This window comes from Clostridium sp. CM037, from assembly GCF_055081095.1.
Window position 1 is genome coordinate 423,353 of record NZ_CM143650.1, and the last position, 26,290, is coordinate 449,642.

Below are 26,290 nucleotides of genomic sequence, written 5' to 3' on the forward strand. Positions count from 1 at the left end.
TCATATATAAAGCAGTAATATGTGCTTCTTTCAGCACAGTGGAGGAATTTGTATGATCAAAGATATTACAATAGGTCAATATATACCAGGGGAGTCTTTTGTACATAAATTAGATCCAAGATTTAAGATACTAATATCCCTTTTGTTTATTGTAGACCTATTTTTGGTAAATAATTTTATAGGCTATTTATTTATAATTATATTTCTTTTAGCCACAATAATAATAGCTAATTTGTCATTTAAGTACATTTATAATGGGTTAAAGCCTATTTTAGTTTTATTACTTATTACAGCAGTATTAAACATTTTTATGACTAGCGGGAAAGAGTTAAATTTAATTTTTCACTATGGGTTTATAAATGTTTATAAAGAAGGTCTAAAAGTTGCAGCGTTTATGATTCTTAGACTTGTGTTTTTAATTATGGGGACATCAATATTGACATTGACTACATCCCCAATAGAGTTAACAGATGGCATAGAAAATCTTTTAAATCCATTTAAAAGAATAGGCGTGCCAGCCCATGAGTTAGCAATGATGATGACTATTGCATTAAGGTTTATTCCTACTCTTATGGATGAGACTGATAAAATTATGAAAGCACAAATGGCAAGAGGTGCTGATTTTGAGTCTGGGAACTTGATAAGTAGAGCAAAAAGTTTAATCCCTATATTAGTACCCTTGTTTATTAGTTCTTTTAGACGGGCTGATGAATTAGCAATGGCTATGGAATCAAGATGTTACAAAGGTGGAGAAGGAAGAACTAGAATGAAACAACTAAAGATAACAAAAAAAGATTATGTTGCAAGTTTTGCGTTTACACTGTTGTTTATTATTACTATTGTTAGTAGAACATAATATTCTACTAAAGTGCAAAGGATTATTAAATCCTAGGTATAAATAGAAAAGGACGTGGAATAGTGAAAAATATAAAGCTCATAATAGAATACGATGGAACAAACTATTCAGGATGGCAAAGGCAAAAGCAAAATAATGTTAGAACTATTCAAGAAAAAATAGAGCTTGCTATTGAAGAGATTACAGGTGAAAAAACTCAAATTACGGGGTCTAGTAGAACAGATGCCGGAGTTCATGCAAAAGGGTATACAGGAAACTTTTATACTGATAGTAAAATATCTGCGGAAAAATTCACAGGAGCTATAAATAGTAAGCTTCCCTTAGATATTGTGATTTTACATTCTATTGAGGTTCCATATGAGTTTCATTCAAGGTATAATAGTAAAGGGAAGCGGTACAGTTACACTATACTTAATAGGCGAGAGTCTGTTGCTGTAGGACGTAATTACATATATAACCATAAAGAGATATTAGATGTAGACGCTATGAAACTAGGGGCGTTATATTTTATAGGTACTCATGATTTTTCTGCATTCAAAAATCTGGGCAGTTCGGTTAAAACTTCTGTACGAACTATTTCGCAACTAGATATAATAAAGGATGAAGAACTTATAAAAATATATATTGCTGCTGACGGATTCCTTTATAATATGGTTAGAATAATAGTTGGAGCGCTAATTAGGGTTGGAGAAGGAAAAATTAAACCTAATGAAATTAAAGATATAATTGAGTCAAAAGAGAGAGCAAAGGCTGGAAAATCTGCTCCACCCGGGGGATTATGTTTGGAGGAAGTTTTTTATTAAAATAAAAATCAATAAAATTCAAACAGCACGTGTAAAAACATTGACACACCCGGTAGAATGTATTATACTTATTAATGTTTGTATAAAATATCGTGTATAAGATCCACTAGCCCCGGATCTTTAGCATAGGAAGTTAATTGTTAAAAGTTCAGGGAGGGAAAATAATGAAATCATACTTAGCAAAACCACTAGAAGTAGAAAGAAAATGGTTCGTTGTAGATGTAGAAGGAAAAGTTTTAGGAAGAGCAGCTAGTCAAATAGCAGCTATATTAAGAGGAAAGCACAAACCAACATTTACACCACATGTTGATACAGGTGACTTTGTAATTGTAATAAATGCTGATAAGATAGTTTTAACTGGTAAGAAATTAGACCAAAAAATGTTAAGACATCACTCTTTTTATCCAGGTGGATTAAAAGAAGTTCCATATAGAATAGCAATAGTTAAAAAACCTGAGTTTATTTTTGAAGAAGCAGTAAGAAGAATGCTTCCAAAGGGACCATTAGGTCGTCAAACACTTAAAAAATTAACTGTATACAGAGGATCAGAACATAAAAATGAAGCACAAAATCCAGAACCACTAGTGCTTAAATACTAATTAGATTCGGAGGGAGGATACATAATGGCAAAGGTTCAATATATAGGAACAGGAAGAAGAAAGAAATCAGTTGCTAGAGTAAGACTTGTACCTGGCGAAGGTAAAATTGTTATAAACAAAAGAAACATAGAAAATTATTTTGGATTAGAAACTTTAATTCTTATAGTTAACCAACCTTTAGTATTAACTGGAACTAAAGATAAATTTGATATTCTAGTTAATGTAAATGGTGGTGGATATACAGGTCAAGCTGGAGCAATAAGACACGGTATTTCTAGATCTTTATTAAAAGCTGACGAAACTTTAAGACCAGAGCTTAAAAAAGCAGGATTTTTAACAAGAGATCCAAGAATGAAAGAAAGAAAGAAATATGGCCTTAAAAAAGCAAGAAAAGCATCTCAGTTCTCAAAGAGATAGTCTTTATAAAGTCAAAAATCCCTCAAACAATCATGTTTGGGGGATTTTTATTGTGCGCCCGGCATGGGCGCAATCTAATGGGTGAAAGTCCCTAGCACGGGTTAATAGTGCCAAGTGCATAGCTTAAGACAAGGGTGTCCACCGCGAGGTGGAATCTGAAGGAAGTCGGCGGCGAAACTCTGGTCTGACGAACAGAAACTACATATAAGGCATATGCTTGTGGGTAAGTTTGCAATACAAAATGAAGCCCAAAACTATTCGAAACAGGCGATGTAAATGTAGCAGATAGATGGAGTGAAAGATTGCGTTCTTACCCGGGGAGATCTGATAGGTAAGTTGTGGATATGAATTTAGAAATAACAAACTATACAGTGATGTATGGCTGAACTATCAGAAGTCAGCAGACGTCATAGTACCATGCTAAACGCGTTAGCGTGGGAAGGACTGAACAATAGGAGGTTTTGAAATTTTGAAAGATACGAAGAAATATGATGAAAGCAGACAACTTCATAAAGAAGGCTCTCTACGAGAGAATAAAGTGGAACTTAAAGGTAACGTAGAAGTGCATAGTATTTCTCCTATGTCAGAAGAAGGAAGAAACGATGTGAATAGATACGGTAATGATTTACTCGAACAAGTATCGTCGAGAGATAATATGAATAAAGCATATAAAAGAGTAAAAGCAAATAAAGGAAGTCATGGTATTGATGGGTTGACGGTAGATGAACTTCTACAACACCTAAAAGAGCATGGACAAGAATTAAGGCAATCATTACTGGAAAACAGATATAGACCTCAAGCAGTAAGAAGGGTGGAAATACCCAAACCTGATGGGGGAATAAGACTACTTGGAATACCTACTGTAGTAGATAGAGTTGTTCAACAAGCAATCTCACAAGTTCTAATACCAATATATGAAAACAAATTTTCAGATAATAGCTATGGTTTTAGACCTTTAAGAAGTGCAAAGCAAGCTGTTGAAAAATGTAGGGGATATATTAATGCTGGACATACATGGACAGTAAATATAGACCTTTCTAAATACTTTGATACGATAAATCACGATAAATTAATAAGGATACTATCGGAAGATATTAAAGATAGTAGAGTAATCTCTCTGATACGAAAGTATCTACAAAGTGGAGTGATGATAAATGGGGTATTTATGAATACTGAAGAAGGAGCACCTCAAGGTGGACCCTTGTCCCCATTATTGAGTAACGTAATGTTACATGAACTTGATGTAGAACTAACAAAGCGAGGACTAAACTTTTGTAGGTATGCTGATGATGCTAATATATATGTTAAAAGTGAGAAATCAGCAAATAGAGTAATGAAGAGTATTACAAGATTTATTGAGGAAAAATTAAAGCTTAAAGTGAATAAAGAAAAGAGTACAGTAGATAGATCTTGGAAACTTAAATTTTTAGGATTTTCGTTTTACCGAGCAAAAGGTGAATACAGAATGAGAGTTCCTCAAAAACCTATAAGTAAATTCAAAGCAAAGCTAAAGGAATTAACTTCAAGAAGTAATGCGATGAGCATGGAATATAGATTTATGAAACTTAAGCAAGTGATAGTTGGATGGGTAAATTATTTTGCTATCGCAGATATTAAAAGCATTCTCAAAACACTTGATGAATGGTTAAGGCGAAGGATTAGAATGTGTTTTTGGAAACAATGGAAAAAGATTAAAACCAAATATAAAAACCTTGTTAAATTAGGCTTGAACAAGAATAAAGCCTGGCAATATACAAACACAAGGAAGAGCTATTGGAGAACATCCAATAGCCCTATATTAAACAAAACATTGACCAATAAATACCTTAAAAATATAGGATTAGTTTCTATATCTGAGACATATTTATTAAAACATTAATTCTTATTGAACCGCCGTGTACCGAACGGTATGCACGGTGGTGTGAGAGGTCGCTAAATAAACTAATTATTTAGCTCCTACTCGATTCTTTTAAACTTATAAAATGATTTAAAATCACCTATAACTGACGAATGTTTAGAAAGATATCCATTAAAAAAGACTATATGGATAATATCTATGTTGGTTCATATTCGTGGACCTCATTGAAAAAACGTATTTTTCGAATCTGTCATTTAAAATACTCCAATTTATATTTTCAATAAACGTAGAAATGTATTTTTTCTTATCTGTTCCAAAATCCATGAAATATGCATGCTCATAAACATCCATTACTAATATGGGGAAAGATTGCCATACGGCTCCAGTATCGTGTGAATCGCTTCCTATTATGTGTAATTTGCTATCAAGCGAATCAATAGAGAGAACTACCCAACCTCTCATGGATAATCCTACATTTGTAAGATAGGAGATAAAATTATCATAGGTCGAAAACTGATTTATTATAGCATTAAATATGGGACCATAAGGGGTGTTACTTCCCCCAGTCATGTTTTCAAAATAAAGGTTGTGAAGCTTTACCCCATTCAGTGCATATGTTTCACCTAGTTTTAAGCTGCGCATTTTGGAATAAGTGGCATTGCTATCAGTATAATTACCAGGTATATAGGGAATGTTCCAAATTTCATTTAACTTGCTTACGTAACCCGAATATAGTTTGTAATGCTCATCTAGCTGCTTCTTGGAAAAGCCATTCACTGATTTAAAATCAAAAATGTAAGGCTTTAAATTGTACATTAGATCACCTCTATAAAATATTTTATTCCATTATATTTTAATTATATGATATGTAATGGAAATTTATTATAATATTATTTTATAAGGATAGTTAAATCATCTCCTGCGGAGCTGCAACAGCTTTGAAGAAGCTGCATTGACGACTTCAGAAGGAGCTTTATACTCCCACTGAAGTTTTTATTTGTTAGGGAAGTCTCCCACTTATAGAAGTGGGAGACTTCCCTTCTGAAATGTCGTTGAAAGTAAATACCTCATATGTTATGTTTGTGTTAAGTTTTTTAAAGTCTATGTTAAATATGTCGTAAATTACTTAACATAAAGTATAAACCTATAGTATTATTTGTGTGAATGATTAAAATACTTATAATACATTAGACATGGAGGAATTTTATGCAGGCTATAAATATGGTTATAGGCCTTTTTGGAGGCGTCGGGTTATTCTTATATGGAATGAAAATGATGGGTGATGGGTTAATAAATGCATCAGGTGAAAAACTCAAAAATATATTTGATAAAATAACATCTAATCCTATTAAAGGTGTAGCTACAGGAGCTGCAATAACAGCAGTTATTCAAAGCAGTAGTGCAACTACGGTAATGGTAGTTGGTTTTGTTAATGCAGGACTTATGGACCTATATCAGGCAGCGGCGGTAATTATGGGAGCGAATGTTGGAACCACTATAACAGCGCAGCTAATTGCATTTAAACTTGATAATATAATGCCAGTATTTTTAGGAATAGGTTCTTTAACAATATTATTTTCAAAAGATAAAAAGGGTAGGGAAACAGGCAATATTATATTAGGCTTTGGTATTCTTTTCTTAGGAATGGAATTAATGAAGAATGCTATGTCTCCACTAGCCAATTCGCCAGCTTTTGCAACTTTAATAATGAAATTGGAAGGAAATACTATCTTGGCAATTTTAACAGGTGTACTTATGACTTCAGTACTCCAAAGTTCTTCTGCGTCCACGGGTATTTTAGTAGCATTAGCTTCTACATCAGCACTGCCACTCGGAGTGGCGGTACCAATTTTATTTGGTAATAATATAGGCACATGTATAACGGCTTTATTATCGAGTATAGGAACGTCTAAAACAGCAAAGAAAGCAGCTCTAATACATCTGTTTTTTAATATGTTTGGTACATTAATTTTTATTCCACTAATAAACCCAGTAATTCAACTTGTACAAGTTATAACACCGGGTGGGAGTATAGGTATGAAAAGACAAATTGCGAATGCCCATACAATATTTAATATAACAAATACCATAATTATGGTGCCATTTATTAGATATCTTGTTTTACTTGTTAACAAGATTATACCTGGAGAAGATGAAGTTGTAATAATGGGGGTTAAGTATATAGATGATAGATTACTAGAGACACCAGTTATTGCGGTCGGGCAAACATCGCAAGAGGTAGTTAGAATGGCTAACTTAGCAAAAGAAAATGTACAGCTTGCTATGGAGTGTTTTACTAACGATAACGAAAGTAATATAAGAACTGTTTATGAAAATGAAAAATTAATAAACTTACTTGAAGATGAAATTACATCATATTTAGTAAAGCTTTCATCAACACAATTATCGGAGGAACAAACTAAAATAGTAACTTCTATGTTCAATGTAGTAAATGATATAGAGCGTATAGGAGATCATGCTGAAAATTTAGTGGATTTAACTAGTGAAAAGATTCAAAAGAATTTGAAATTCTCAAAAGAAGCTATAGAAGAGTTAGATGGAATGTATAAATACATAGTAAATGCCCTAGAAATTAGTATTGAGAGTTTTGAAAACAATGATATTATGAAAGCAGAATCCGTTATGGCAATAGAAAGTAGAATTGATAGTTTAGAAAACGAGTTAAGATCATCACATATAAGAAGATTAAATAGTAGCGGATGCGGGGCTACAGTTGGGACAATGTACCTAGATATTATTAGCAATTTTGAAAGAATAGGAGATCATGCAACCAATATCGCAGAAGTGGTAATAAACAAATAATCATAATTTATATAAGTGAAATATATTTACATATAACTTGAGGAAAGCAGAAAGCAGAAAGCAGTCGCTATAATTTTTAGCGGGTGCTTTTTGTTTGCCGTTAAATTGTAAATATAAATACTGTTTATAGATTTTTATAAAAAAGGATCTAAAGCAAATATGAAAATACTAATAAATCATCTGCAAGTTGAATAAAGTTAACATATATTAATAAATAAAAGGGTGGATGAATTGAGGTATAAAAATAACAAATTAGTAGCTATTATCATAGTAATCATTGTAGGGATGGTAGGCTTTATAGGCGTAAATCTAAGCTTTTCAAAAGAAACTATGAATGCGAGTAAAGGGGATAAAAAAATACTCATCGATGCCGGACATGGAGGAATGGATGGTGGCACAAGCTCTCAAAATGGTACTGTAGAAAAAGATATAAATTTAAGTATAGCAAAAAAGCTTAAAGAGAGCTTGAAAAAATCAGGATATGAAGTAGTTATGACAAGAGAAGAAGATACAGGAGCTTATTCAAAAAGTGGAACTATAAGGTCAAATTACAATGAAGATTTAAAAAATAGATGTGATTTAAAGAAATCAAGTAATTGTGATATGTTAATTAGCATTCATTTAAATTATTTTTCACAGAGTAAATATTATGGAGCACAAGTATGGTACTCAGATTATAAAGATAGCGTTACATTAGCTAGTACAATTCAAAAAAACCTTAGGGTAGATTTGGATCCCAATAATAAGAGAATACAGAAGCCTGCTAAAAATGCTTACAAGTTATTAAGGGTGAATGACAATATGCCAAGCGTTATAGTGGAATGTGGATTTTTATCAAACAATGAAGAAGAACAAAAATTAAAGTCAGATGAATATCAAAGAAAAATTGCAGACTCCATAAGCAAATCTGTAGACGAGTTTTTTTAAAGTAATTCAAAAGAGTAAGTATAATGGAGCAAGTTTGGACTAGTTTGAATAATAATACTTATTTAAATGTGGGTAATCTAAAAAGGCATATTATTTCAGAAATATGCTTTTTGGTTTGCAATTAAACTTTCAAAATAATACAGCTTTGAAGACGACAATGAACAGATTTAAAAAGGATGATTTAATTGCTAATCGTAGGCTATAGAAGAGGTTTCATCAATAAAAGTCCACCATGTAGGGCCTGGCATTAGTGAAATAGGATCTCCTTTTCGGTCTGTAATATTTATTTTAGAATTATTCTTCCTATCCCATTTAATATCTTGAGCTTTTCCGCTACAAAACAATAACCCAGTGCCATAAGATTCAGATGAAGCTAAGGTTTCATCATTTACAATGTTACCGTGTACAAATTGCACAATAACATTAGTTAGCTTTACAGGAGTATTATTATCATTATCAATGTTTAAGCTTCTATAATGATAATACTCTCCGTTTTGATATAAAAAATTTGAAGATGAATCTTCATTAAAACTTATAAAAATGGAAGTTGCATTGATACCTTTAAGGGCTTTTGTTTCAACGTTATTGGAAAATTTTAATATTGGTAAATATGAATTACAATAATCTTTTAAATTAATTATTGAACTAACATTTTTAGCGCTTTCTTGGCTAAACATAGCTTTATAAGTAAGGCCATTAGACTTACTTAAAAACTCAAGGATCAAATCTGCATTACTAAGTCCCTTAATAGATGATTCGTTAGTAGTATTAATAAAAGTTGCAATTTTTTTGAGTTTGGCAGAATAAGTTTTAGAAACTCTTTCACCTGTATATTTTGGTGTAGTTATTTGATCATGTAAATTAAGGTAACAAATATGCATAGTAAACCTATAAACAAATAGTGAAAGAACTAATACTAAAATAGAACTTAAAAAATATATGATAAAAGTAAAATTTTTCTTTGTCATAAGGTCCTCCCATAGTATCTATATATATTATTTTAATAGTCTTATTCAACCAGGAACGGGTCGTAAGTAATAAAATTATTAGAAGATTAACGAGATTTTCTTTATTCAGAGAACCTCCTTATAATTAGTGGCATTAATATCATAATATGAAATAATTAAAATAATAATACAAAATAATAATATATTTTGTATTATTATTAATCTAATTATATTAAAAAAAATAAATCATATGATATAATTAGATTAATCATAAGTACAATCAAAGTATAAGTAAGAATAAAAAAACACAATATAATAACGCTATAGTGAAAAAGATATTAGAACATAAAAATAAATAATACAAAGGTATTTCGGACATTTTTAAGATATGGTTTGGGTATACTAATTCTGAAATGTGTATATAAATTTAGAAATTTTATAACATTGACAGTTATACAAAGAAAAATAAATCCAACGGATTTAAGTTTTAAATATTATTGACTAGTAAAATAATAAGGTATACAATTAAGCTATAAATATACCCTAGTGGGGTATAATAATTGGAGGTAATAATATGATTAAAGAAGTTAATGATAAAAATTTTAATGAGGAAATTGGAAATTCAGATAATATAGTTGTAGTTGATTTTTGGGCACCTTGGTGTGGACCTTGTAAAATGTTGACTCCAGTAATTGAAGAATTAGCAAAGGAAATGGGAACAAAAGTTAAATTTGCAAAAGTAAATGTAGATGAGAGTCCTATGATATCGTCAAAGTATAAAATTTCAAGTATTCCAACAGTTATGGTATTTAGAAAAGAAGCAGTTAAAGAAACTATGGTAGGATTCAGACCTAAAGCAGACTTAAAGAGAATAATAGAAAATCATATATAAAATCTTACAGCACTAAAAATGATGATTGATATGGTAATAAGGTTAAATAAAGTAATGTAAGTATTAAATAGAAATGTTTGGAGATAGATATTTTAAATTTTTATAATTTAAATAAATATCTCCATTTTCTAAGTGCAGGATTCTTATTTATTATAGGGTCAAACAAGTAGAATGGCAGTTACTAGGATAAAAACATAAGGAGGAGAAATTATGGGCGAGAGATATGATATAGCTATAATTGGAACAGGCCCAGCGGGCCTTGAAGCAGCTATTAGTGCTAAAATTAGAAATAAAAACATAATAATTTTTGGAAGCAAAGAATTAAGTCCAAAACTAGTAAAAGCAGCAAAGGTAAACAATTTTTTAGGGTTCTATAACGTTTCAGGAAAGGACCTTAAGAATGAATTTGCAGCACATGTTGCTGCAATGGGGATAGGTATTGTAAATGAGAGAATAAATAATGTTTATGCCATGGGGGATTATTTTGCTTTGATGGTAAATGAAAAAATATATGAGGCTAAAGCAATAATTTTAGCTACGGGGATAGAATACACGAAAGCATTAAAAGGAGAAGAAGAGTTTTTAGGAAAAGGAGTAGGGTACTGTGCTACTTGCGATGCTCCATTATATAAGGGGAAAACAGTTGTTATAGTCGGATATAATAAAGAAAGCGAAGAAGAAACTAATTATGTAAGTGAATTGAGTGGAAAAACATATTATATTCCTATGTACAAAGGGGAATACGATTTAAATTCTAGCGTGGAGATAATAAAAAATAAGCCTTTAGAAATAGTTGGTGAAGATGTGGTAACTAAGGTTATTTTAGAGAAGGGCGAAATAACAACAGATGGAATTTTCATGCTAAGAGATAGTGTGTCTCCTAGTCAATTGGTGCCAGGTCTTGAAATCGAAGAGGGACATATAAAAGTTGATAGAAGTATGAAAACCAATATAGAAGGATGTTTTGCAGCAGGCGACTGCATAGGGAAGCCATATCAGTATATTAAGGCTGCAGGTGAAGGATTAGTAGCAGCATTAAGTGCAGTTTCCTATTTAGATAAAGGACATAAAAATAAATAAGATAGATGATGACATTTATTTTTATGTTATTAATAATAAAATTAGGTAGCTAACTGTAGTTAGAACTAGCTGTAGCTAGAATTAACTAAAGTGAGCTACCTGGCTGTAGCTTATAACTACAGTTTTTTTATTTAACTACAAAGAAAACATGATTTCCTATAGTTTTTACATTTGTTTTTTTTATACCTATCATCCACTGAGAAGTAGATATTTCAGGGTTATAAAAGAAAACAGCATTATATGTAGGATCTTTACCTTTTAATGCATCTAATACAGCAGTGTAACAAGCAGAATCGGGAATAACATTCGCTTTGCCATTGTGAATTATTTTCCCACCTTTAACACAAGAAAAAGCGTTTTTTTGATTTATAACCCCAGAAATAGATTTTGGGAAATGACCATCACGAGCACGATTTAGTATAACGGATGCTACTGCGAGTTTGCCAATATCAGGCTCACCACAACTCTCGGCGTATACAACTTGCGACATTAAATAAATGTCGTTATCAGTGATGTAAATTGAGCTATTTGACTGTTTAAATACTGCCACTGCTTCTAGTTTATCATTATATAAATCTTTAATTTCTGAATCAAATGAGTATAAATTTTCACCATTTACTCTTAAACTAGGCAATATTAATAAAAATGTTAGCATACAAGATAAAAAAGCAAATTTTTTCATAGTATCTCTCCTTTTGCCTACGGAGTTAGCTGACGGGTTCGGGAAAGGTTTAACCTACACAATAAGTGATTCACCCCAAATGCTTGGTTCCTCCGTATTTTTTACTTCGGCTAATAATAGTGTGACCAAGAGTACGAAAATAATACGCTGAATTTTTATATTATAACGAAAAACAATGAAGTTATAAAATATATACGTATTTATTTATTATTCTTTAGCTGAGTATAGACTTTAATAAAATTATTATAAGAACGTTCCACTTGTGTAAATAGCACATTAGAAGAATTGTATAGAGCATCTAATGCGGAAGTGTCTACAGCTGTACTTAAAGTTTGAACTTTCTCACTTGTTAGCGCAAGTTTAAAATCCCTTAAATAGCTTTCCTGGTTATCTAATAAAAGTTTGAAGGATTCATAAGTAGTAATAGCCGAGGGAGGCACAGATAAACCTTTAAATGTAGTTTGCATTTCGCTTAATTTTGTAAAATCACTATCTACTAGTGACGAAAGGTCATCATAGGATATCTCTTTTTTTCTCGCTTTTATTACATTTGAGTAAAAATCAGTTTTAGCATCTGAAAAATCCACGGATAAGCTATCAGTTTTATTGATGAATTCTTGAGTTTGTTCCGATTTAATATCTGTTTCTTTCCTTATCATTACGGCGCTATAACTGTAATTAAGTACATTATCAATGAAGACTAAAGATGTTCTTGGCAGTGTTATTTCAATATTACGAATATCTACTAAGGAGTAAAAATTCATGCAATCATTTCTAAAGGTCTTAAGATCCTCCACGGATTTTTCTACATCTCGACCAGAAGGATTATTTAAAATTGCTAGTGTTTGTCTGTATATTAGGAGGTTTTTGTCTAAGCCTGATTTCAAATTTTCATGGTCTTTTTTATATTTCGCAGTAGGTTCTGAATTTGACAAATTATCACGGAGCTTAGCTAAGTCTTTAATAATATTAGGTAATTGTTCTTTGGCATAACCAACATCTATTGTTTGACCACTATTAAACTGTCCTGTATTGTTATTAACCGTATTAATAATATTAATATTAGTTATTAAGGCAGTTTTATAGGAATCATATACCTTATTTATAGATTTGTAATAGATAGTTAAGGAAATCCCTATGGAGATCATGATAATAGATAGAAAAAGTATGATTTTAAATGTTTTTCTTTTGTTATTAGTATCTATAATATCTATATTTTCTCTTTGCTCGTTCAAAAAAACTCACTCCCTTATTATTTGTCTTGTATTCATATATTAATTTAATACATATATTATTCTAGTTTAGTTACAGAATTATACTCTTAGAATGTAAAAGTGGTATATGTTGAATAAAATTACTTTGAAATGTGTGTTTAATTGTTATAATAAAATTAAATTATAATATATACTAATAAAGCAAATCATGGTGTATAATTGTAAATAGGAGTTTTAGTAGAGGGGTGTGGGCTTTATGGAAGTATTTAAATTAATGATAAGCACAATCAAAAATATAAGCATATTTTCAATTTTGGATATATTAGTGGTGGCGTTTATATTCTATAAAAGTTACATGCTAATGAAAGAAACAAGAGCTATACAGTTATTAAAAGGAATGATTTTTATTTTTGTGCTTATTCCGATAAGCCAATTGCTTAATTTAACAGTATTAAATTGGGTTTTAAATAAGACAATAACAATTGGTGTTTTGACTATTGTTATCATCTTTCAACCAGAAATAAGAAGGGCGTTAGAGCACATCGGAAGGACCGCTTTTGCTGATAAACACGTATTTGAAGATGAACAAATAATGGAGAAGGTCATAACTGAAATTGTCAATGCTGTTGAAATTTTATCAAAAAGTAAAACAGGGGCACTAATAGTAATAGAACAAAGGACAGGTATTGCAGAAATTATTAAAACAGGAACCGCATTGGATGCTGTAATATCTACAGCTTTACTAGAAAATATATTTGTAGTTAATACCCCGCTTCATGATGGGGCTACAATAATTAGAAATGATAGAATAATCGCGGCAGGATGTTTTCTGCCTTTAACAAATAATGATGTAATAAGTAAGAAACTAGGGACGCGGCATAGAGCGGCAATAGGTATAACGGAAACTTCAGATGCTCTAACAATAATAGTATCAGAAGAAACAGGAACTATATCTATAGCAATGAATGGAAGATTGCTAAGGAACTATGACAAGGATAAGCTTAAAAAAATACTTCTTCAAATAATAAAAAGAAGACAAACTAAAAAAATAACCTTAAAGGAGAGAGTAAAGGCATGGATAAAAACGGAAAACAAGAATTTATAATTAAAATTTGCTGCGTAATAGCTGCCTTTGCTTTATGGCTTTTTATATCAAGCACAGAAAATCCACTTACTGCTTATAAGCTTCAAAACATACCTGTACAGCTTTTAAATACAAATGTATTAACCCAGTCAAATCTCGTTTTAGTACCAGGGCAAGATTTAACAACATCCATAAATATTAAAGGGGCTAGTACTAGTATAATTTTGGGTAAGAAAGCAGAAGATTTCACATTAGTTGCAGATTTAAGTGCATATGCTCTTAAAACTGGAGAACAAATGATTCCTGTTGAAATAAGAAAAAGCCCTAATAATATAACCGTGGTAAATAGTAATGGTCTTTTTATAAAGGTAAACTTAGATAAACGGATTGAATCTAATCTACCTATAAATGTAATTACAAGTGGAAAACCCAAAGAAGGCTTCTATGCATCTGAACCAGAAATATCCCAAAGTAATGCTAAAGTAGTAGGTGGGTCAAAGTTTGTAAATGTAGTGAAAAAAATATTAGTAGAAGTTAATATACAAGACGTGGAATCAAATATTGCAAAAACATACACGCTTAAACCAGTAGATGAAGAAGGTAAGGAAGTAAAAGGAGTGGTTGTAAACCCAGTTCAGATAGATGTTAAGATTCCTATAAGGAAGACTAAGTCTGTAGGAGTAACGGTGAAAACCATAGGAGTTTTAAATCCTAATTTTACGCTAAAGAGCATAAAAGTGCAACCAGAACGATTTGATGTAACAGGAAGTGTAGATGCACTTAACCAAGTGGAAAATTTAAACACGGAAGCTATTGACCTAAGTAAAATAAACAAAAGTACTACGATGAATGTTAAAGTATTAATTCCAGGTGGATTAAGTTTAGTTAGTGGTACTGCTTTAGTTAAGGCTGAGATTAATTTAGATGAGGTAGTGAAAAAGAATATAGATGAGGTAGTGCAAAAAAAACTAAGTCAAGACATCAAATATATTAATTTAGATGAAAAATATCAAGTGAAACTCGAAAAAAATAATGACTCACTACTGGTTTCAGGTACGCAGGCAGTTATGAATTCTTTGGATTTGACAAAAATTAGCGCCGTAGTAGATTTAGCTAATTTAGTAGAAGGAGAACACTCTGTGAAAGTAGTGACAAGTATGCCAGAAGGAGTAAATTTAATATCACAAGACCAAGATAAAATATTAGTAACTATTACGAAGAAACAAACGGAGGTAATGACAGGAAATGACAATAAGGGTGAATAACATAGTCCTAGATATAGACGATACTATAGATACTATAAAAACAAAGGCAGCAAAAATAATGAGAGTTGATGAGAACGAAATAAAAGATTTTAGAATAGCTAAAGAATCCATAGATGCTAGGAAAAAGAATAACATTAAATTTAATTATGCTGCTTGTATTAAAATGGATGATGAATTAAAAATTGTAGCGAGGGCAAATCATAAAGATGTTAAACTTGAAGAAGTTAAGTATAATGCTGAGTTTGAATTTGGAACGAGTGAGATGCAGCATAGACCTATAATCGTAGGAATGGGTCCAGCAGGTATGTTTGCTGGGCTTCTTATGGCGCAAAAGGGATACAAGCCTCTAATCATTGAAAGAGGAGAACAGGTAGAGCTTAGAACAAAAAGCATAAACAAATTTTGGACTAGGGCGGTGCTCAATACAGAATCAAATGTGCAATTTGGTGAAGGTGGAGCGGGAACCTTTTCAGATGGAAAGCTAACTACAAGAATAAAGGACACTAGATGTGACTACATATTAGAGGAATTTGTGAAAGCTGGTGCACCTGAGGAAATATTGTATATTGGCAAGCCTCACATAGGTACAGATGTGTTAAAAGAAGTTGTGAAAAATATAAGAGAAAGTATTATTAAGCTAGGTGGAGAAGTAAGATTTAATAGTAAGCTTTCCGATATAAAAATTAAAGATAAAAAGGTGAAAAGCATAATAGTAAATGGGGAAGAGTTGCCTTGTGATAGCTTAATTTTAGCTCCAGGACATAGTTCCAGGGATACCTATGAAATGTTATATAAAAAAGGCGTATTTATGTCTAGTAAGCCATTTGCAATGGGGGTTCGAATAGAGCATCCTCAGGATATGATCAATGAAAATCAATATGGAAAATATGCTAACCACCCAAGGTTAAAAGGTGCTGATTACAAGCTTACTTATACAAGTGGAAAATCTGGAAGAGCAGTATATAGTTTTTGTATGTGCCCAGGCGGACAAGTAGTCTCGGCAGCTTCAGAGCAGGGATGCCTTGCAATAAATGGTATGAGTGAATATAAGAGAGATAAGGCTAATGCAAACTCAGCTGTAGTGGTATCTGTAGGTCCTAAAGACTTTGGAACAGACGACCCACTTGCTGGTATTGAGTTTCAGAGGCATTATGAAGCACTAGCTTATAAAATTGGAGGATCAAACTATAATGCACCCGTGCAATTAGTTGGAGATTTCCTTAAAGGAATAGACAGTAACAAAATAGGGAGTATAAAACCAAGCTATACCCCGGGGTATAAATTTGCTGATCTTACTGGGTGTTTGCCTAGTTATGTAACAGATGCTATAAAAGAGGCTTTACCTAAATTTGATTATAAAATAAAGGGTTTTGCAAGAGAAGACGCAGTTATGACTGGTATTGAAACAAGAACATCGGCGCCAGTAAGAATTGATAGAAATGAGGAATTACAAAGTATATCTCTAGAAGGATTATACCCAGCAGGAGAAGGAGCGGGATATGCGGGTGGAATAATTTCTGCGGCAGTTGATGGATTAAAAACAGCAGAAAGTATAATGAAAAAGTGGAAACCTGAATAAGCAATTTTATTTTAGCTTCTTGTCTTTCTAATAGCTCATCCTTAGTAAGTGGCTTAGAGCGTGGTTTGTTTTCTAGCTTTCTAAAATAATCTATATAAGCAGCTCCAAAAAAATAGACTAGCATACCAGCTAGTTATTTTTTTGTAACACCTGCCTTAAATCATCTCCTGGGTCGCTGAACAGCTTTGAAGAAGATGAATTAACGACTTCAGAAGGAGATTTATACTCCCACTGAAGTTTTATATTTGTTAGGGCATATAACTCTAACTTATAGAAGTAGGAGACTTTCCTTCTGAAATGTCGTTAAAAATATTAGAATAATTAATTTCTATGTTGAATATTTCAATTAATGATAATATAATGAATACAATGGAAGAAGGTGGTAAAACATGGCATGCAAAATATTAAGTAAATGTCCAATTTGTAGCTCTAGATTAAAAGCAACTAGATTGGAATGTGATGGATGTAATACTGTGGTAGAAAACCAATTTGAATTATCTAGATTTGATTATTTAAATAGTGAACAGTTGAATTTTGTTGAAGTATTCTTAAAAGCTAGAGGAAACATTAAGGATATGGAAAAAGAACTTGGAATAGCATATCAGGCAGTTACAGCAAAGCTAGATGAGGTTATTGAAGCACTTGGGTATACTTTTTTAAAGCAAAAACCAGCCACTGATAAAAAGGATGTATTAGATATGTTAGACAAAGGTGAAATTACCGCTGATGAAGCATTAATTATGCTAACAACATTTCAGAAAAAGGAGGGGAAATAATGAATGAAGAAATCTCAAGAATATTAAGAATGGTTGAAGAAGGTAAAATTAATTCAGAAGAAGCTATGCAGCTTATAGACGCTTTAAATGGAGAAAGTAAAGAATTTATTATTTTGGATAAAGTAGCAGCAAATAATAGCCACACTAAAGGCAGAACACATGCTAAAATGCTTAAAATAAGGATAAAATCTAAGGGAAATGACAATGCAAATATTAACATTCCACTGAAATTTGTAAGCGGTATGATAAAAACATTTGGAAGAATTCCAAACGTAAATGTAGATGGCATGGAAAATGTAGATATGGATGCAATGACTCAAAGTATATTAGATGCCATAGATAATGGAATGGATGGGAAAATTGTAGACATAAAAAGTGGAGACGGAGACGCAGTTGAGATTGTTATAGAATAAGTCAGCTTCTTAGAAGCTGTGAAGCTACCCAGGAGATGATTTAGCCCAACCCAAATAAGTGAGTTGGGCTATTTTTTTGATAAGTATATTGTAAAATACTGAGACTTTTTTTACAAATACTTATACCTGTAGTATAATATGATTAAGTTTTATTCATTTATGCAAAAAAAGATTTGATATATATGTACATAAATAGTAAAATAAAACAATGAATTTTCCGCATAAATATAATTTAAGTTAGAAAGTAGTTTTCAGTGAATTAATATAAATAAAAAAAGGCCATTGAGGGTTTAAAAATAAAACACTAGCAAATTGATTAGTTGTTTTGTTTAGGATGACCTGTAATAAATCCATATAATATTGAGAAAGAGGTAGAAAAATATGAGTAGAATATTCGGGACAGATGGAGTACGTGGTATAGCAAATACAGAATTAACAGTGGAGCTTGCATATAAGTTAGGAAGATCAGGAGCGTTTGTATTAACAAGCGGAGCTCATAAACCTAAAATTTTAGTAGGAATGGATACAAGAGTTTCGGGAGATATGTTAGAATCGGCCTTAGTTGCAGGAATTTTATCTGTAGGGGCAGAGGCAATATGTCTTGGAGTAGTTCCAACACCCGCTATAGCATATTTAACTAGAAAATATGGAGCAGATGCAGGGGTTGTTATTTCAGCTTCTCACAACCCGGTAGAATATAATGGAATAAAATTTTTTAACAACAATGGGTTCAAGCTGTCTGATGAATTAGAGGATACAATACAAGCAGTCATAGAAAGTGATTTCAAAGGAGTACCATCACCAATAGCAGGTGATTTAGGTAAAAAAACAGTTAATCACAGTGCTGTAGAGGATTATATAGAATTTGCTAAATCTACTATTTCAGGAGACTTAAAAGGGCTTAAAATAGCATTAGATTGTGCTAATGGGGCTTCGCATATTACTTCAGTAAGAGCTACAAGAGATCTAGGAGCTGAGGTTTTAGTTATTAACAATGATCCAGATGGCATAAATATAAATAGAGACTGTGGATCTACTCATCCTGAGCATTTAATGGCTTTTGTTAAAGAAAATAATTGCGATTTAGGACTAGCGTTTGATGGTGATGCAGATAGATGTTTAGCTGTAGACGAGAAAGGAAATCTCATAAATGGAGATTTTATAATTGCTATTTGTGCTAAACACTTAAAGGATATTGGTAAATTAACTAAAAATACAGTAGTAGTAACAGTTATGAGTAATTTGGGCCTTGATATTGCGATGAAGGAAGAAAATATAACTACAGTTAAAACTAAAGTAGGAGATAGGTACGTACTTGAGAAAATGCAAGGAGAGGGTTATAGCCTAGGTGGAGAGCAATCAGGACATGTAATTTTCCTAGATTTTAATACTACAGGGGATGGACTTGTATCAGGACTTCAATTAGCCACTGTTATTAAAGAATCAGGAAAACCATTATCGGAGCTTGCAGCAATGATGACAGAACTTCCGCAAGTATTAGTTAACGCAACAGTACCTAATGATAAAAAGGACATACATGAAACTGATAGTGAAATAGTTGAAGAAATTAGAAAAATAGAAGAAAAATTAGATGGTTGTGGAAGAGTGCTTATAAGGCCTTCAGGTACAGAGCCTTTAGTGAGAGTAATGCTCGAGGGTAAAGTACAAAGCGAATTAGACGTAATGGCGCATGCTCTTGCGAAATTAATCCAGGAAAAAGCAAATAAGTAAGATAGTATAAAATCTCATGATTGCTAAATAATATGGCAAATGACCTAAATCATAGTAGAAAAAAGTAACTATTAAGTTAACTTATCATTAAAAGCATTGACGTTTAGGTTATAAAATGAATATAATAGACTGAAAGCTTATGTGAAAGGTTCATAAGCTTTCAGTTTACGTATTTGTGAATGTAAATATTATGGTAAAGGAGGATAGAGAGAATTAGATGATTTTAAAGCGCCAGGACTCATAATGAGCATTAGTAGTTATTATGCATTATGAGTTGACGAGGATGGGGAGTATCGAATCTTCGGCGGATGCCCCGCGGTAGCGCACTACCGTTAATGGTTGATAAAAGCGAAAAGTGATTTTCGTTACAAGATCAATCTGGTGTTAAAACCTTTATAAATATTACGAATAGCACCAAAGGTAATAAAGCACTTTAGTGTTGATTTGTGTAAAATTTTAAATTTGAGAGGAAGATGAATATGTGCGGAATAGTTGGATATTTTGGAAAAAAACAGGCTTCACCAATCTTGGTAGAAGGTCTTAGTAAATTAGAATATAGAGGATACGATTCAGCAGGAATCGCAATTATAAATGATGGAGTTTTAAGCGTTACAAAGTGCAAAGGAAGACTTGCAAATTTAGAGGCTCAATTATTAGAAGAGCCGCTTATTGGACAAGTGGGTATAGGACACACTAGATGGGCCACTCATGGTAAACCATCAGATGAAAATTCTCACCCACATACTAATGAAAAAGGAACTATTAGTGTAGTTCACAATGGGATTATAGAAAATTATATACGGTTAAGAGAATGGTTAATGTCAAAAGGATATAAATTTACATCTGAAACTGACACAGAAGTAATACCACATCTTATAGATTTCTACTTTGATGGAAATATTGTTGAAGCGGTAATGAAGGCTACTACTAAAATGGAAGGTAGCTATGCGATAGCAGTAATATCAAGTGATGAACCAGATAAATTAGTGGCAGTAAGAAAAGATAGTCCGTTAATAGTAGGTATTGGCAAAGATGAATTTTTTGTAGCTTCAGATATACCAGCAGTATTAAATCACACAAGAGAAGTATATCTATTGGAAGATAACGAATTTGTTGTAATTTCAAGTGATGGAATAAAGCTTATTAATGCTGAAAACGAAGTTATAGAGAAAGAAGTATTCCATGTAACTTGGGATGCAGAAGCCGCTGAAAAAGGTGGATATGAGCACTTTATGCTAAAAGAAATCCATGAACAGCCAAAGGCAATCAGAGATACAATGACTTCAAGAGTAGTTCTAGGAGAGCCAATATCTCTAGATAAAATAACTATAACTAAAGAGCAGATTCAAAATTTAAATAAAATATATATAGTAGCATGTGGAACTGCATACCATGCAGGAGTTGTAGGTAAATATGTTATAGAAAAACTTGCAAGAATACCAGTAGAATTAGATATAGCTTCTGAGTTTAAATATAGAGATCCAATAATGGACGAAAATACATTGATGATAGTTATTAGTCAATCAGGAGAAACTGCAGACACTATGTCCGCTTTAAGGCTTGCAAAGTCAAAAGGTGCTAGAGTTATAGCAGTAACTAATGTAGTCGGTAGCGCAGCTTCAAGAGAAGCAGACGATGTACTATACACTTGGGCTGGACCAGAAATAGCAGTTGCATCTACTAAAGCTTATGTAACTCAGCTTATAGCGATGTATATAATAGCATTATTCTTTGCTCAGAATAACGAAACATTAAGCGTAGATGAATTAGAAGAAATTAAAGCAGCTATGCTAGAGCTTCCAGAAAAGGCAGAGCAGGTGCTTAAAAATAAGGAAACTGTTCAAAAATTCACAGCGAAAACTTATATGCATAGAGATATGTTCTTTATAGGCCGTGGACTTGACTATGCAGTTGCAATGGAAGGTTCATTAAAGCTTAAAGAAATATCATATATTCATTCAGATGCCTATGCGGCAGGAGAGTTAAAGCATGGTCCTATAGCGCTTATGGAAGAAGGAACTATAGTTATAGCACTAGCTACTCAAGAAGAATTATTTGATAAGATGGTAAGTAATATAAAAGAAGTAGCTACTAGAGGAGCAAAAGTATTTGCTTTCGCGCCAGAAGGACACACTGAAATTGAAAAATCAGTATACTCCGTAACTTATATACCAAAAGTAATGGATATATTAGCACCAGTAATTTCAGTAATTCCACTGCAATTATTATCTTACTACATGGCAATTCAAAAGGGATGCGATGTTGATAAGCCAAGAAATCTTGCAAAATCAGTAACTGTTGAATAAGATAGGACAGATGATACACAAACAATGTGTGAGTTATAATTACTGCAGTCGCAAATTATAATTAATAATGTCATAATGAGAATAATATAATTTGTCATACAACTGTAGTTATCTAAAAAGTCTTAAAGCCATAGTCATTTAAAGTATAATGATTTTTAAAATAAAGCATGAAAAAATATATGAAAAATATATTTTTATTCATGCTTTATTTTTATGTTCAGCTAAAGACACAGCAATACATTGTGTCGCCATAAATTATAAACGCTCTAATCAGCATTGGATAGATTATTAAGACAATCCGTTCATTCTTTCACATACGCTATTTTCTCCACTGCTTACCTAGTTCTATAATAATTTTTAGAAAGTATAAAATACATCTTGACACATAATACATCGTATTGTATAGTATAATATATAAGGAGATGTAATAATAAGTATAAACATTAATAATTTTACAACTTAGGAAATGAGACTGAAAGAGTTAACAATAGAAGTTCGGAAAAAAGGACTCAGGAAATAGAAAAAGTGAGTATAAGCGATTCTTTTTATGATTTAGGAGGACATTCATTTAAGTTAATGATGTTTATAAATTATATAGAAAAAAATTTGGAGTAAGACTCAAAATTCAAGAAGCAATGCAAGCAAATACAATAGAAAATTTCAGTTTGATTATAAATAATGATGACAATGCCAAAAAAATTAAAGACAGTCCACCTGCACTACCTCTAGCATAATCCTTATAAAGATAATGTAGAATTTAATAATGGGTTAGGAGAGATAATAATGAACATACAATTAAAAAAGGGGTTACTAGAAATCTGTATTCTTGCTGTATTAAAAAAGGGTGACTCATATGGCTACCAAATTATAAAAGATATTTCTGAATGTATAGAAATATCTGAATCTACATTATACCCAATTCTAAAAAGGTTAGAAGTAAATGGGTATAATGAGACATATTCTATAGAGCATAACAGCAGATTAAGAAAATATTATCATATAACTCCTAGTGGTGAGAAGCATATAGAAGATTTCTTTTTATGTGATTGGAAGAAAATTATGGATATATATTTTTTTATAGGAGGTAAGAGTATTGAATAAGGAAGAATTTCTAAGCGATTTGATGAAACAGCTATCCTCTTTGGGAGAGACTGAATGCAATAAATTTACGACGTATTATGGTGAGATGATTGATGATTATATAGAAGATGGATATACCGAAAATCAAGCCATAGACAAGATCGGTGACCATAAGAGTATTGCTAAAAATATTATAGAAGATCAAGGAAATATTATATTAAGAGAATCATCTGTAGGAAGAAGGTTCCTTCAGATAGCACTGTTGATTCTTGGATTTCCATTAGGGGGATCTATACTTTCGGTAATAATCTTATTAGTATTATGTGGATGTGTAATATTTTAGTGTATACCTTTGGTTACAGGAATAATAGGACTTGCAGGTTTTGGGGGAGGATTATGGAGTATAGCAGGCTCTTCCTTTTGCTTAAAGCAGGGAGTTCATATTGTTGTTACGCAAATAGGGTTTGGATTTTTATTATTAGGGATAGGTGTTTTATGTGCATTGATAACACAAGTTACATTTATAAAATTTTTTAATGTTACAAAATTCTTTATACAGAAAATCTCTTATACATTTAGAAAGAAGATGGTGGGAATATGAAAATTATAAATATAAAAAAAATTTGTTTAAAGTTAAGTTTTATTCTAACACTTACGGGACTGATTATATCCTTTATAGGATTTGGAATGTCAGGTTTTGATAAAAATGCATATAAAACAACTGGAGAAAGCCACTGGTATAGAACCATCAATTTGTAGGATAAATATGTATACTAATTTCAAATATAGAAGAAATTCTACAATACAGAATTTCTCGTAATAGAGAATAAGAAAGCGCACTTTAATAAGCTTCAAGAAATATTAAACATGCAAGTATTACGCTTAAATATAGTGGTAAAAAAAGAAGGGAAGTATTTTTAGTATTTCCCCTCTTTTAAAATAAAATATAATTACTGATTAATGACACTTCAGAAGGAAAGTCATTAATAGTGCAGCAGCGTAGGTGATGATTTAACGTTCGCGCTGGTTTATTGTGTAGGGGCTGGTGGTTGTTCATTTGCGGCTGCGTCTGCAGCATCATCACTTGGGTTTTCTATGACTTTCTTTTCTGCTTTTATTTTACCATTTTCATTTAATTTGATATATAGAGTATTCATTAATACTCCATTTCTATCAACTACTGTATTAGGACGAATAAAGTCTTTTTGTTCTAGACCTTGGTGTAGGTACTCCATATATTCTTTCCATATCTGATCTGGTTCTTGGGCTCCATACATGTTTTGTGGCGCTGGAATATCATCTCCTACCCATACAGAGGTTGTATAATAAGGTGTATATCCTACAAACCAAGCGTCTTTTGATTGATCTGTGGTTCCTGTTTTACCTGCAGTAAAGGGATAGTTACTAAGGGCTAAATTTGAATGACTTCGACTTTCTGTTAGCACACCCTTTAAAGTATCTGTCATAAGATAAGAGGCACCACTATCATACACTTTAGTTTGCTTATGGTTATTTTCAAATAATACTTCATTAACTACTGTATTGGTTATTTTACATACATTAGTCGGACTTACGAATTCACCGTTTCTTGAAAGGGTTGAATAACCTGAAGCCATTTCAACTGGTGTAACACCCTTTGTAAAACCACCTATAGCAATTATAGGGTAAATATCTTGAGGAGTTGTATATTTAAACTCCATGTTTTGTAAATATTTCAACGAATTTTTTACGCCCATTTCTCCCGCTAATCTAACCGGGATAGTGTTTATAGATTGCCCAACTGCATATCTTAAAGATACAGACCCTCTGTATTGATTATCAACATTAGCGGGAATGTAGCCTTTTTCAAATGCAGGGGTATATGCAATTAATGGCTTTATAGCGGAACCTGGCTGTCTTACACCTAAGAAGGCTCTGTTAAAGGTATTACCATCTTGGCTGCTACCTCCAACTATAGCTACCACTTCTCCAGTACTATTATCTATAGTAACGCTTGCACCTTGCTTTTCATATAAATCTGTTTTGTTATTGGTGCTTGTATATTGAGCCAAATGACTATCTACTACACTTTGTAATTTTTCTTGTTTTGCAGTATCAATAGATGTATCTATTCTATATCCTCCACTAAGAAGTTGTTTTTCTTTAGACTCATATTCATCATTATACTTAGTGAAATAAGTTTTTCTATCATTATCATTACTAAAAGAATATTTAGAAACAAAACCATTTTGCTCCATTAACTTTAAGGTTGCATTGTGAACAGCATATTGAATATCGTAACTCATAGGTTCAGGTGCTGTATGAGGTTTAATATTTAATTTAATAACTTCTGCTTTTGCTGTATCAAAATCGCTTTGTGAAATTTGTTCTAAGCTTAGCATTTTATCTAAAACTAAGTCTCTCCTCTTTATAACATTGTCCAGCTGAGTCACGGGATTATAAACAGATGGATTATTAGGTATTGAAACAAGCATAGCTATTTGAGATAAATCTAAATCTTTATTATTCTTTTGAAAGTAAAATTGTGAAGCACTTTCAATACTATAACATCCATTGCCGAAGTTTATATTGTTTACATAAAATTCTAATATTTGTTCTTTTGAGTATCTTTCTTCTAATTTCTGCGCTACAACAGACTCTTCTAATTTTCTCGACAAGGTTACGTCAAATGTAAGGAATACATTTCTTGCAAGTTGTTGCGTTATTGTTGGACCACCTTGTACGATAGATCCCTTGGATTTTATATATACCCAGGCAGCTCTCCTTATACCTTTATAATCTATACCACCATGTTTATAAAATCTTTGGTCTTCTATTGAAGTGACAGCTTTACCTACATAGGGATCCAACTTTGAAAACAAGATTAATACATACTCAAGAAGTGACTCCAAATAAGAAGAGCAGAAATTCCACGTTTCAATCTCTTATTTGGAGTCACGCGGGAGAAAGTTATACGGG

Annotated in this window: 26 protein-coding genes and 1 riboswitch; of the genes, 21 read left to right on the top strand and 5 right to left on the bottom strand. The window is 32.0% G+C overall.

All coding sequences use genetic code 11. The features are described 5' to 3' along the window. The first annotated feature begins 52 nt into the window (after window positions 1-52). The 5 genes from ACWJKP_RS02260 to ltrA all read left to right on the top strand — a co-directional run bounded on the left by ACWJKP_RS02260 (window position 53) and on the right by ltrA (window position 4,554). Entirely contained in the window at window positions 53-856 is an 804-nt protein-coding gene (locus tag ACWJKP_RS02260; RefSeq protein WP_165414266.1) for an energy-coupling factor transporter transmembrane component T family protein, read from the top strand. 62 nt (window positions 857-918) lie between these two features. Continuing rightward, entirely contained in the window at window positions 919-1,659 is a 741-nt protein-coding gene (truA, locus tag ACWJKP_RS02265; RefSeq protein WP_165414267.1) for a tRNA pseudouridine(38-40) synthase TruA, read from the top strand. Between the two features lie 164 nt (window positions 1,660-1,823). Continuing rightward, window positions 1,824-2,258: a 50S ribosomal protein L13 gene (rplM, locus tag ACWJKP_RS02270; protein WP_165414268.1), complete on the top strand. Its 435-nt coding sequence runs from the start codon at window positions 1,824-1,826 to the stop codon at window positions 2,256-2,258. 24 nt (window positions 2,259-2,282) lie between these two features. Next, complete coding sequence (rpsI, locus tag ACWJKP_RS02275) at window positions 2,283-2,675, top strand: 30S ribosomal protein S9 (RefSeq protein ID WP_165414269.1); 393 nt, start codon at window positions 2,283-2,285, stop codon at window positions 2,673-2,675. Between the two features lie 469 nt (window positions 2,676-3,144). Further along, window positions 3,145-4,554: a group II intron reverse transcriptase/maturase gene (ltrA, locus tag ACWJKP_RS02280; RefSeq protein WP_224578726.1), complete on the top strand. Its 1,410-nt coding sequence runs from the start codon at window positions 3,145-3,147 to the stop codon at window positions 4,552-4,554. A 150-nt stretch (window positions 4,555-4,704) separates the two neighbouring features. Here ltrA and ACWJKP_RS02285 read toward each other — a convergent pair whose 3' ends face one another. Then, entirely contained in the window at window positions 4,705-5,349 is a 645-nt protein-coding gene (locus tag ACWJKP_RS02285; protein WP_165414290.1) for a superoxide dismutase, read from the bottom strand. 390 nt (window positions 5,350-5,739) lie between these two features. Between ACWJKP_RS02285 and ACWJKP_RS02290 the strand changes: the two genes are divergently transcribed. After that, the gene (locus ACWJKP_RS02290) at window positions 5,740-7,356 is read left to right on the top strand and encodes a Na/Pi cotransporter family protein (protein ID WP_165414289.1); all 1,617 of its coding nucleotides are present in this window, start codon (window positions 5,740-5,742) and stop codon (window positions 7,354-7,356) included. A 231-nt stretch (window positions 7,357-7,587) separates the two neighbouring features. Continuing rightward, complete coding sequence (cwlD, locus tag ACWJKP_RS02295) at window positions 7,588-8,283, top strand: N-acetylmuramoyl-L-alanine amidase CwlD (RefSeq protein WP_165414288.1); 696 nt, start codon at window positions 7,588-7,590, stop codon at window positions 8,281-8,283. Between the two features lie 188 nt (window positions 8,284-8,471). On the opposite strand, the gene ACWJKP_RS02300 is transcribed toward cwlD, so the two are convergent. Continuing rightward, window positions 8,472-9,251, bottom strand: a complete 780-nt coding sequence (locus ACWJKP_RS02300; protein WP_165414287.1) for a DUF3048 C-terminal domain-containing protein — start codon at window positions 9,249-9,251, stop codon at window positions 8,472-8,474. A gap of 553 nt (window positions 9,252-9,804) precedes the next feature. Here ACWJKP_RS02300 and trxA point away from each other — a divergent pair. Both trxA and ACWJKP_RS02310 read left to right on the top strand, forming a co-directional pair. Then, window positions 9,805-10,122 carry a thioredoxin gene (gene trxA / locus ACWJKP_RS02305; RefSeq protein WP_165414286.1) on the top strand — a complete coding sequence of 106 codons (318 nt, stop codon included), beginning with the start codon at window positions 9,805-9,807 and terminating at the stop codon, window positions 10,120-10,122. A 210-nt stretch (window positions 10,123-10,332) separates the two neighbouring features. Beyond that, a complete protein-coding gene (locus tag ACWJKP_RS02310) occupies window positions 10,333-11,202 on the top strand; it encodes an NAD(P)/FAD-dependent oxidoreductase (protein WP_165414285.1) in 870 nt (289 codons plus the stop codon). A gap of 127 nt (window positions 11,203-11,329) precedes the next feature. Here the strand turns inward: ACWJKP_RS02310 and ACWJKP_RS02315 are convergent, their stop codons facing one another. Together ACWJKP_RS02315 and ACWJKP_RS02320 are read right to left on the bottom strand one after the other, a co-directional pair. Continuing rightward, window positions 11,330-11,884: a cell wall hydrolase gene (locus ACWJKP_RS02315; RefSeq protein ID WP_165414284.1), complete on the bottom strand. Its 555-nt coding sequence runs from the start codon at window positions 11,882-11,884 to the stop codon at window positions 11,330-11,332. Then, a riboswitch (cyclic di-AMP (ydaO/yuaA leader) is annotated at window positions 11,885-12,006 on the bottom strand. 78 nt (window positions 12,007-12,084) lie between these two features. Further along, on the bottom strand, window positions 12,085-13,119 hold the full coding sequence (locus tag ACWJKP_RS02320) for a hypothetical protein (protein WP_165414283.1): 1,035 nt from the start codon (window positions 13,117-13,119) through the stop codon (window positions 12,085-12,087). A 235-nt stretch (window positions 13,120-13,354) separates the two neighbouring features. Between ACWJKP_RS02320 and cdaA the strand changes: the two genes are divergently transcribed. The 12 genes from cdaA (at window position 13,355) to ACWJKP_RS02380 (ending at window position 24,091) form a co-directional block, all read left to right on the top strand. Then, complete coding sequence (gene cdaA, locus ACWJKP_RS02325) at window positions 13,355-14,203, top strand: diadenylate cyclase CdaA (protein WP_165414282.1); 849 nt, start codon at window positions 13,355-13,357, stop codon at window positions 14,201-14,203. After that, window positions 14,173-15,447, top strand: a complete 1,275-nt coding sequence (locus ACWJKP_RS02330) for a CdaR family protein (RefSeq protein WP_165414281.1) — start codon at window positions 14,173-14,175, stop codon at window positions 15,445-15,447. The genes cdaA and ACWJKP_RS02330 overlap by 31 nt, the downstream gene beginning before the upstream one ends. Further along, complete coding sequence (locus ACWJKP_RS02335; protein ID WP_165414280.1) at window positions 15,428-17,026, top strand: NAD(P)/FAD-dependent oxidoreductase; 1,599 nt, start codon at window positions 15,428-15,430, stop codon at window positions 17,024-17,026. The genes ACWJKP_RS02330 and ACWJKP_RS02335 overlap by 20 nt, the downstream gene beginning before the upstream one ends. A gap of 389 nt (window positions 17,027-17,415) precedes the next feature. Beyond that, entirely contained in the window at window positions 17,416-17,802 is a 387-nt protein-coding gene (locus ACWJKP_RS02340) for a DUF2089 domain-containing protein (RefSeq protein WP_165414279.1), read from the top strand. Next, entirely contained in the window at window positions 17,802-18,215 is a 414-nt protein-coding gene (locus ACWJKP_RS02345) for an SHOCT-like domain-containing protein (RefSeq protein WP_165414278.1), read from the top strand. The genes ACWJKP_RS02340 and ACWJKP_RS02345 overlap by 1 nt, the downstream gene beginning before the upstream one ends. A 381-nt stretch (window positions 18,216-18,596) precedes the next feature. Beyond that, window positions 18,597-19,946: a phosphoglucosamine mutase gene (glmM, locus tag ACWJKP_RS02350; RefSeq protein WP_165414277.1), complete on the top strand. Its 1,350-nt coding sequence runs from the start codon at window positions 18,597-18,599 to the stop codon at window positions 19,944-19,946. A 479-nt stretch (window positions 19,947-20,425) separates the two neighbouring features. After that, window positions 20,426-22,252 (top strand): glutamine--fructose-6-phosphate transaminase (isomerizing), encoded by a 1,827-nt coding sequence (gene glmS / locus ACWJKP_RS02355; RefSeq protein ID WP_165414276.1) that lies wholly within the window; start codon window positions 20,426-20,428, stop codon window positions 22,250-22,252. Window positions 22,253-22,777: 525 nt separating this feature from the next. Beyond that, window positions 22,778-22,867 carry a phosphopantetheine-binding protein gene (locus ACWJKP_RS02360; RefSeq protein ID WP_411955886.1) on the top strand — a complete coding sequence of 30 codons (90 nt, stop codon included), beginning with the start codon at window positions 22,778-22,780 and terminating at the stop codon, window positions 22,865-22,867. A gap of 168 nt (window positions 22,868-23,035) precedes the next feature. Continuing rightward, window positions 23,036-23,353 carry a PadR family transcriptional regulator gene (locus ACWJKP_RS02365; RefSeq protein ID WP_165414275.1) on the top strand — a complete coding sequence of 106 codons (318 nt, stop codon included), beginning with the start codon at window positions 23,036-23,038 and terminating at the stop codon, window positions 23,351-23,353. Then, complete coding sequence (locus tag ACWJKP_RS02370; RefSeq protein ID WP_165414274.1) at window positions 23,346-23,675, top strand: DUF1700 domain-containing protein; 330 nt, start codon at window positions 23,346-23,348, stop codon at window positions 23,673-23,675. The genes ACWJKP_RS02365 and ACWJKP_RS02370 overlap by 8 nt, the downstream gene beginning before the upstream one ends. 9 nt (window positions 23,676-23,684) lie before the next feature. Beyond that, window positions 23,685-23,933 (top strand): hypothetical protein, encoded by a 249-nt coding sequence (locus ACWJKP_RS02375; protein WP_165414273.1) that lies wholly within the window; start codon window positions 23,685-23,687, stop codon window positions 23,931-23,933. Continuing rightward, a complete protein-coding gene (locus tag ACWJKP_RS02380) occupies window positions 23,930-24,091 on the top strand; it encodes a hypothetical protein (protein WP_165414272.1) in 162 nt (53 codons plus the stop codon). The genes ACWJKP_RS02375 and ACWJKP_RS02380 overlap by 4 nt, the downstream gene beginning before the upstream one ends. Before the next feature lie 269 nt (window positions 24,092-24,360). Here ACWJKP_RS02380 and ACWJKP_RS02385 read toward each other — a convergent pair whose 3' ends face one another. Next, on the bottom strand, window positions 24,361-26,193 hold the full coding sequence (locus ACWJKP_RS02385; RefSeq protein ID WP_263492418.1) for a transglycosylase domain-containing protein: 1,833 nt from the start codon (window positions 26,191-26,193) through the stop codon (window positions 24,361-24,363). Window positions 26,194-26,290 lie beyond the last annotated feature (97 nt).

Bases quoted from the DNA above. Each gene is read 5' to 3' on its own strand.
- ACWJKP_RS02260 (WP_165414266.1), top strand. From the start codon at position 53: ATGATCAAAGATATTACAATAGGTCAATATATACCAGGGGAGTCTTTT.
- rplM (WP_165414268.1), top strand. From the start codon at position 1,824: ATGAAATCATACTTAGCAAAACCACTAGAAGTAGAAAGAAAATGGTTC.
- rpsI (WP_165414269.1), top strand. From the start codon at position 2,283: ATGGCAAAGGTTCAATATATAGGAACAGGAAGAAGAAAGAAATCAGTT.
- ACWJKP_RS02285 (WP_165414290.1), bottom strand. From the start codon at position 5,349: ATGTACAATTTAAAGCCTTACATTTTTGATTTTAAATCAGTGAATGGC.
- ACWJKP_RS02290 (WP_165414289.1), top strand. From the start codon at position 5,740: ATGCAGGCTATAAATATGGTTATAGGCCTTTTTGGAGGCGTCGGGTTA.
- ACWJKP_RS02300 (WP_165414287.1), bottom strand. From the start codon at position 9,251: ATGACAAAGAAAAATTTTACTTTTATCATATATTTTTTAAGTTCTATT.
- trxA (WP_165414286.1), top strand. From the start codon at position 9,805: ATGATTAAAGAAGTTAATGATAAAAATTTTAATGAGGAAATTGGAAAT.
- ACWJKP_RS02310 (WP_165414285.1), top strand. From the start codon at position 10,333: ATGGGCGAGAGATATGATATAGCTATAATTGGAACAGGCCCAGCGGGC.
- ACWJKP_RS02315 (WP_165414284.1), bottom strand. From the start codon at position 11,884: ATGAAAAAATTTGCTTTTTTATCTTGTATGCTAACATTTTTATTAATA.
- cdaA (WP_165414282.1), top strand. From the start codon at position 13,355: ATGGAAGTATTTAAATTAATGATAAGCACAATCAAAAATATAAGCATA.
- ACWJKP_RS02330 (WP_165414281.1), top strand. From the start codon at position 14,173: ATGGATAAAAACGGAAAACAAGAATTTATAATTAAAATTTGCTGCGTA.
- ACWJKP_RS02335 (WP_165414280.1), top strand. From the start codon at position 15,428: ATGACAATAAGGGTGAATAACATAGTCCTAGATATAGACGATACTATA.
- ACWJKP_RS02340 (WP_165414279.1), top strand. From the start codon at position 17,416: ATGGCATGCAAAATATTAAGTAAATGTCCAATTTGTAGCTCTAGATTA.
- ACWJKP_RS02345 (WP_165414278.1), top strand. From the start codon at position 17,802: ATGAATGAAGAAATCTCAAGAATATTAAGAATGGTTGAAGAAGGTAAA.
- glmM (WP_165414277.1), top strand. From the start codon at position 18,597: ATGAGTAGAATATTCGGGACAGATGGAGTACGTGGTATAGCAAATACA.
- glmS (WP_165414276.1), top strand. From the start codon at position 20,426: ATGTGCGGAATAGTTGGATATTTTGGAAAAAAACAGGCTTCACCAATC.
- ACWJKP_RS02365 (WP_165414275.1), top strand. From the start codon at position 23,036: ATGAACATACAATTAAAAAAGGGGTTACTAGAAATCTGTATTCTTGCT.
- ACWJKP_RS02380 (WP_165414272.1), top strand. From the start codon at position 23,930: ATGAAAATTATAAATATAAAAAAAATTTGTTTAAAGTTAAGTTTTATT.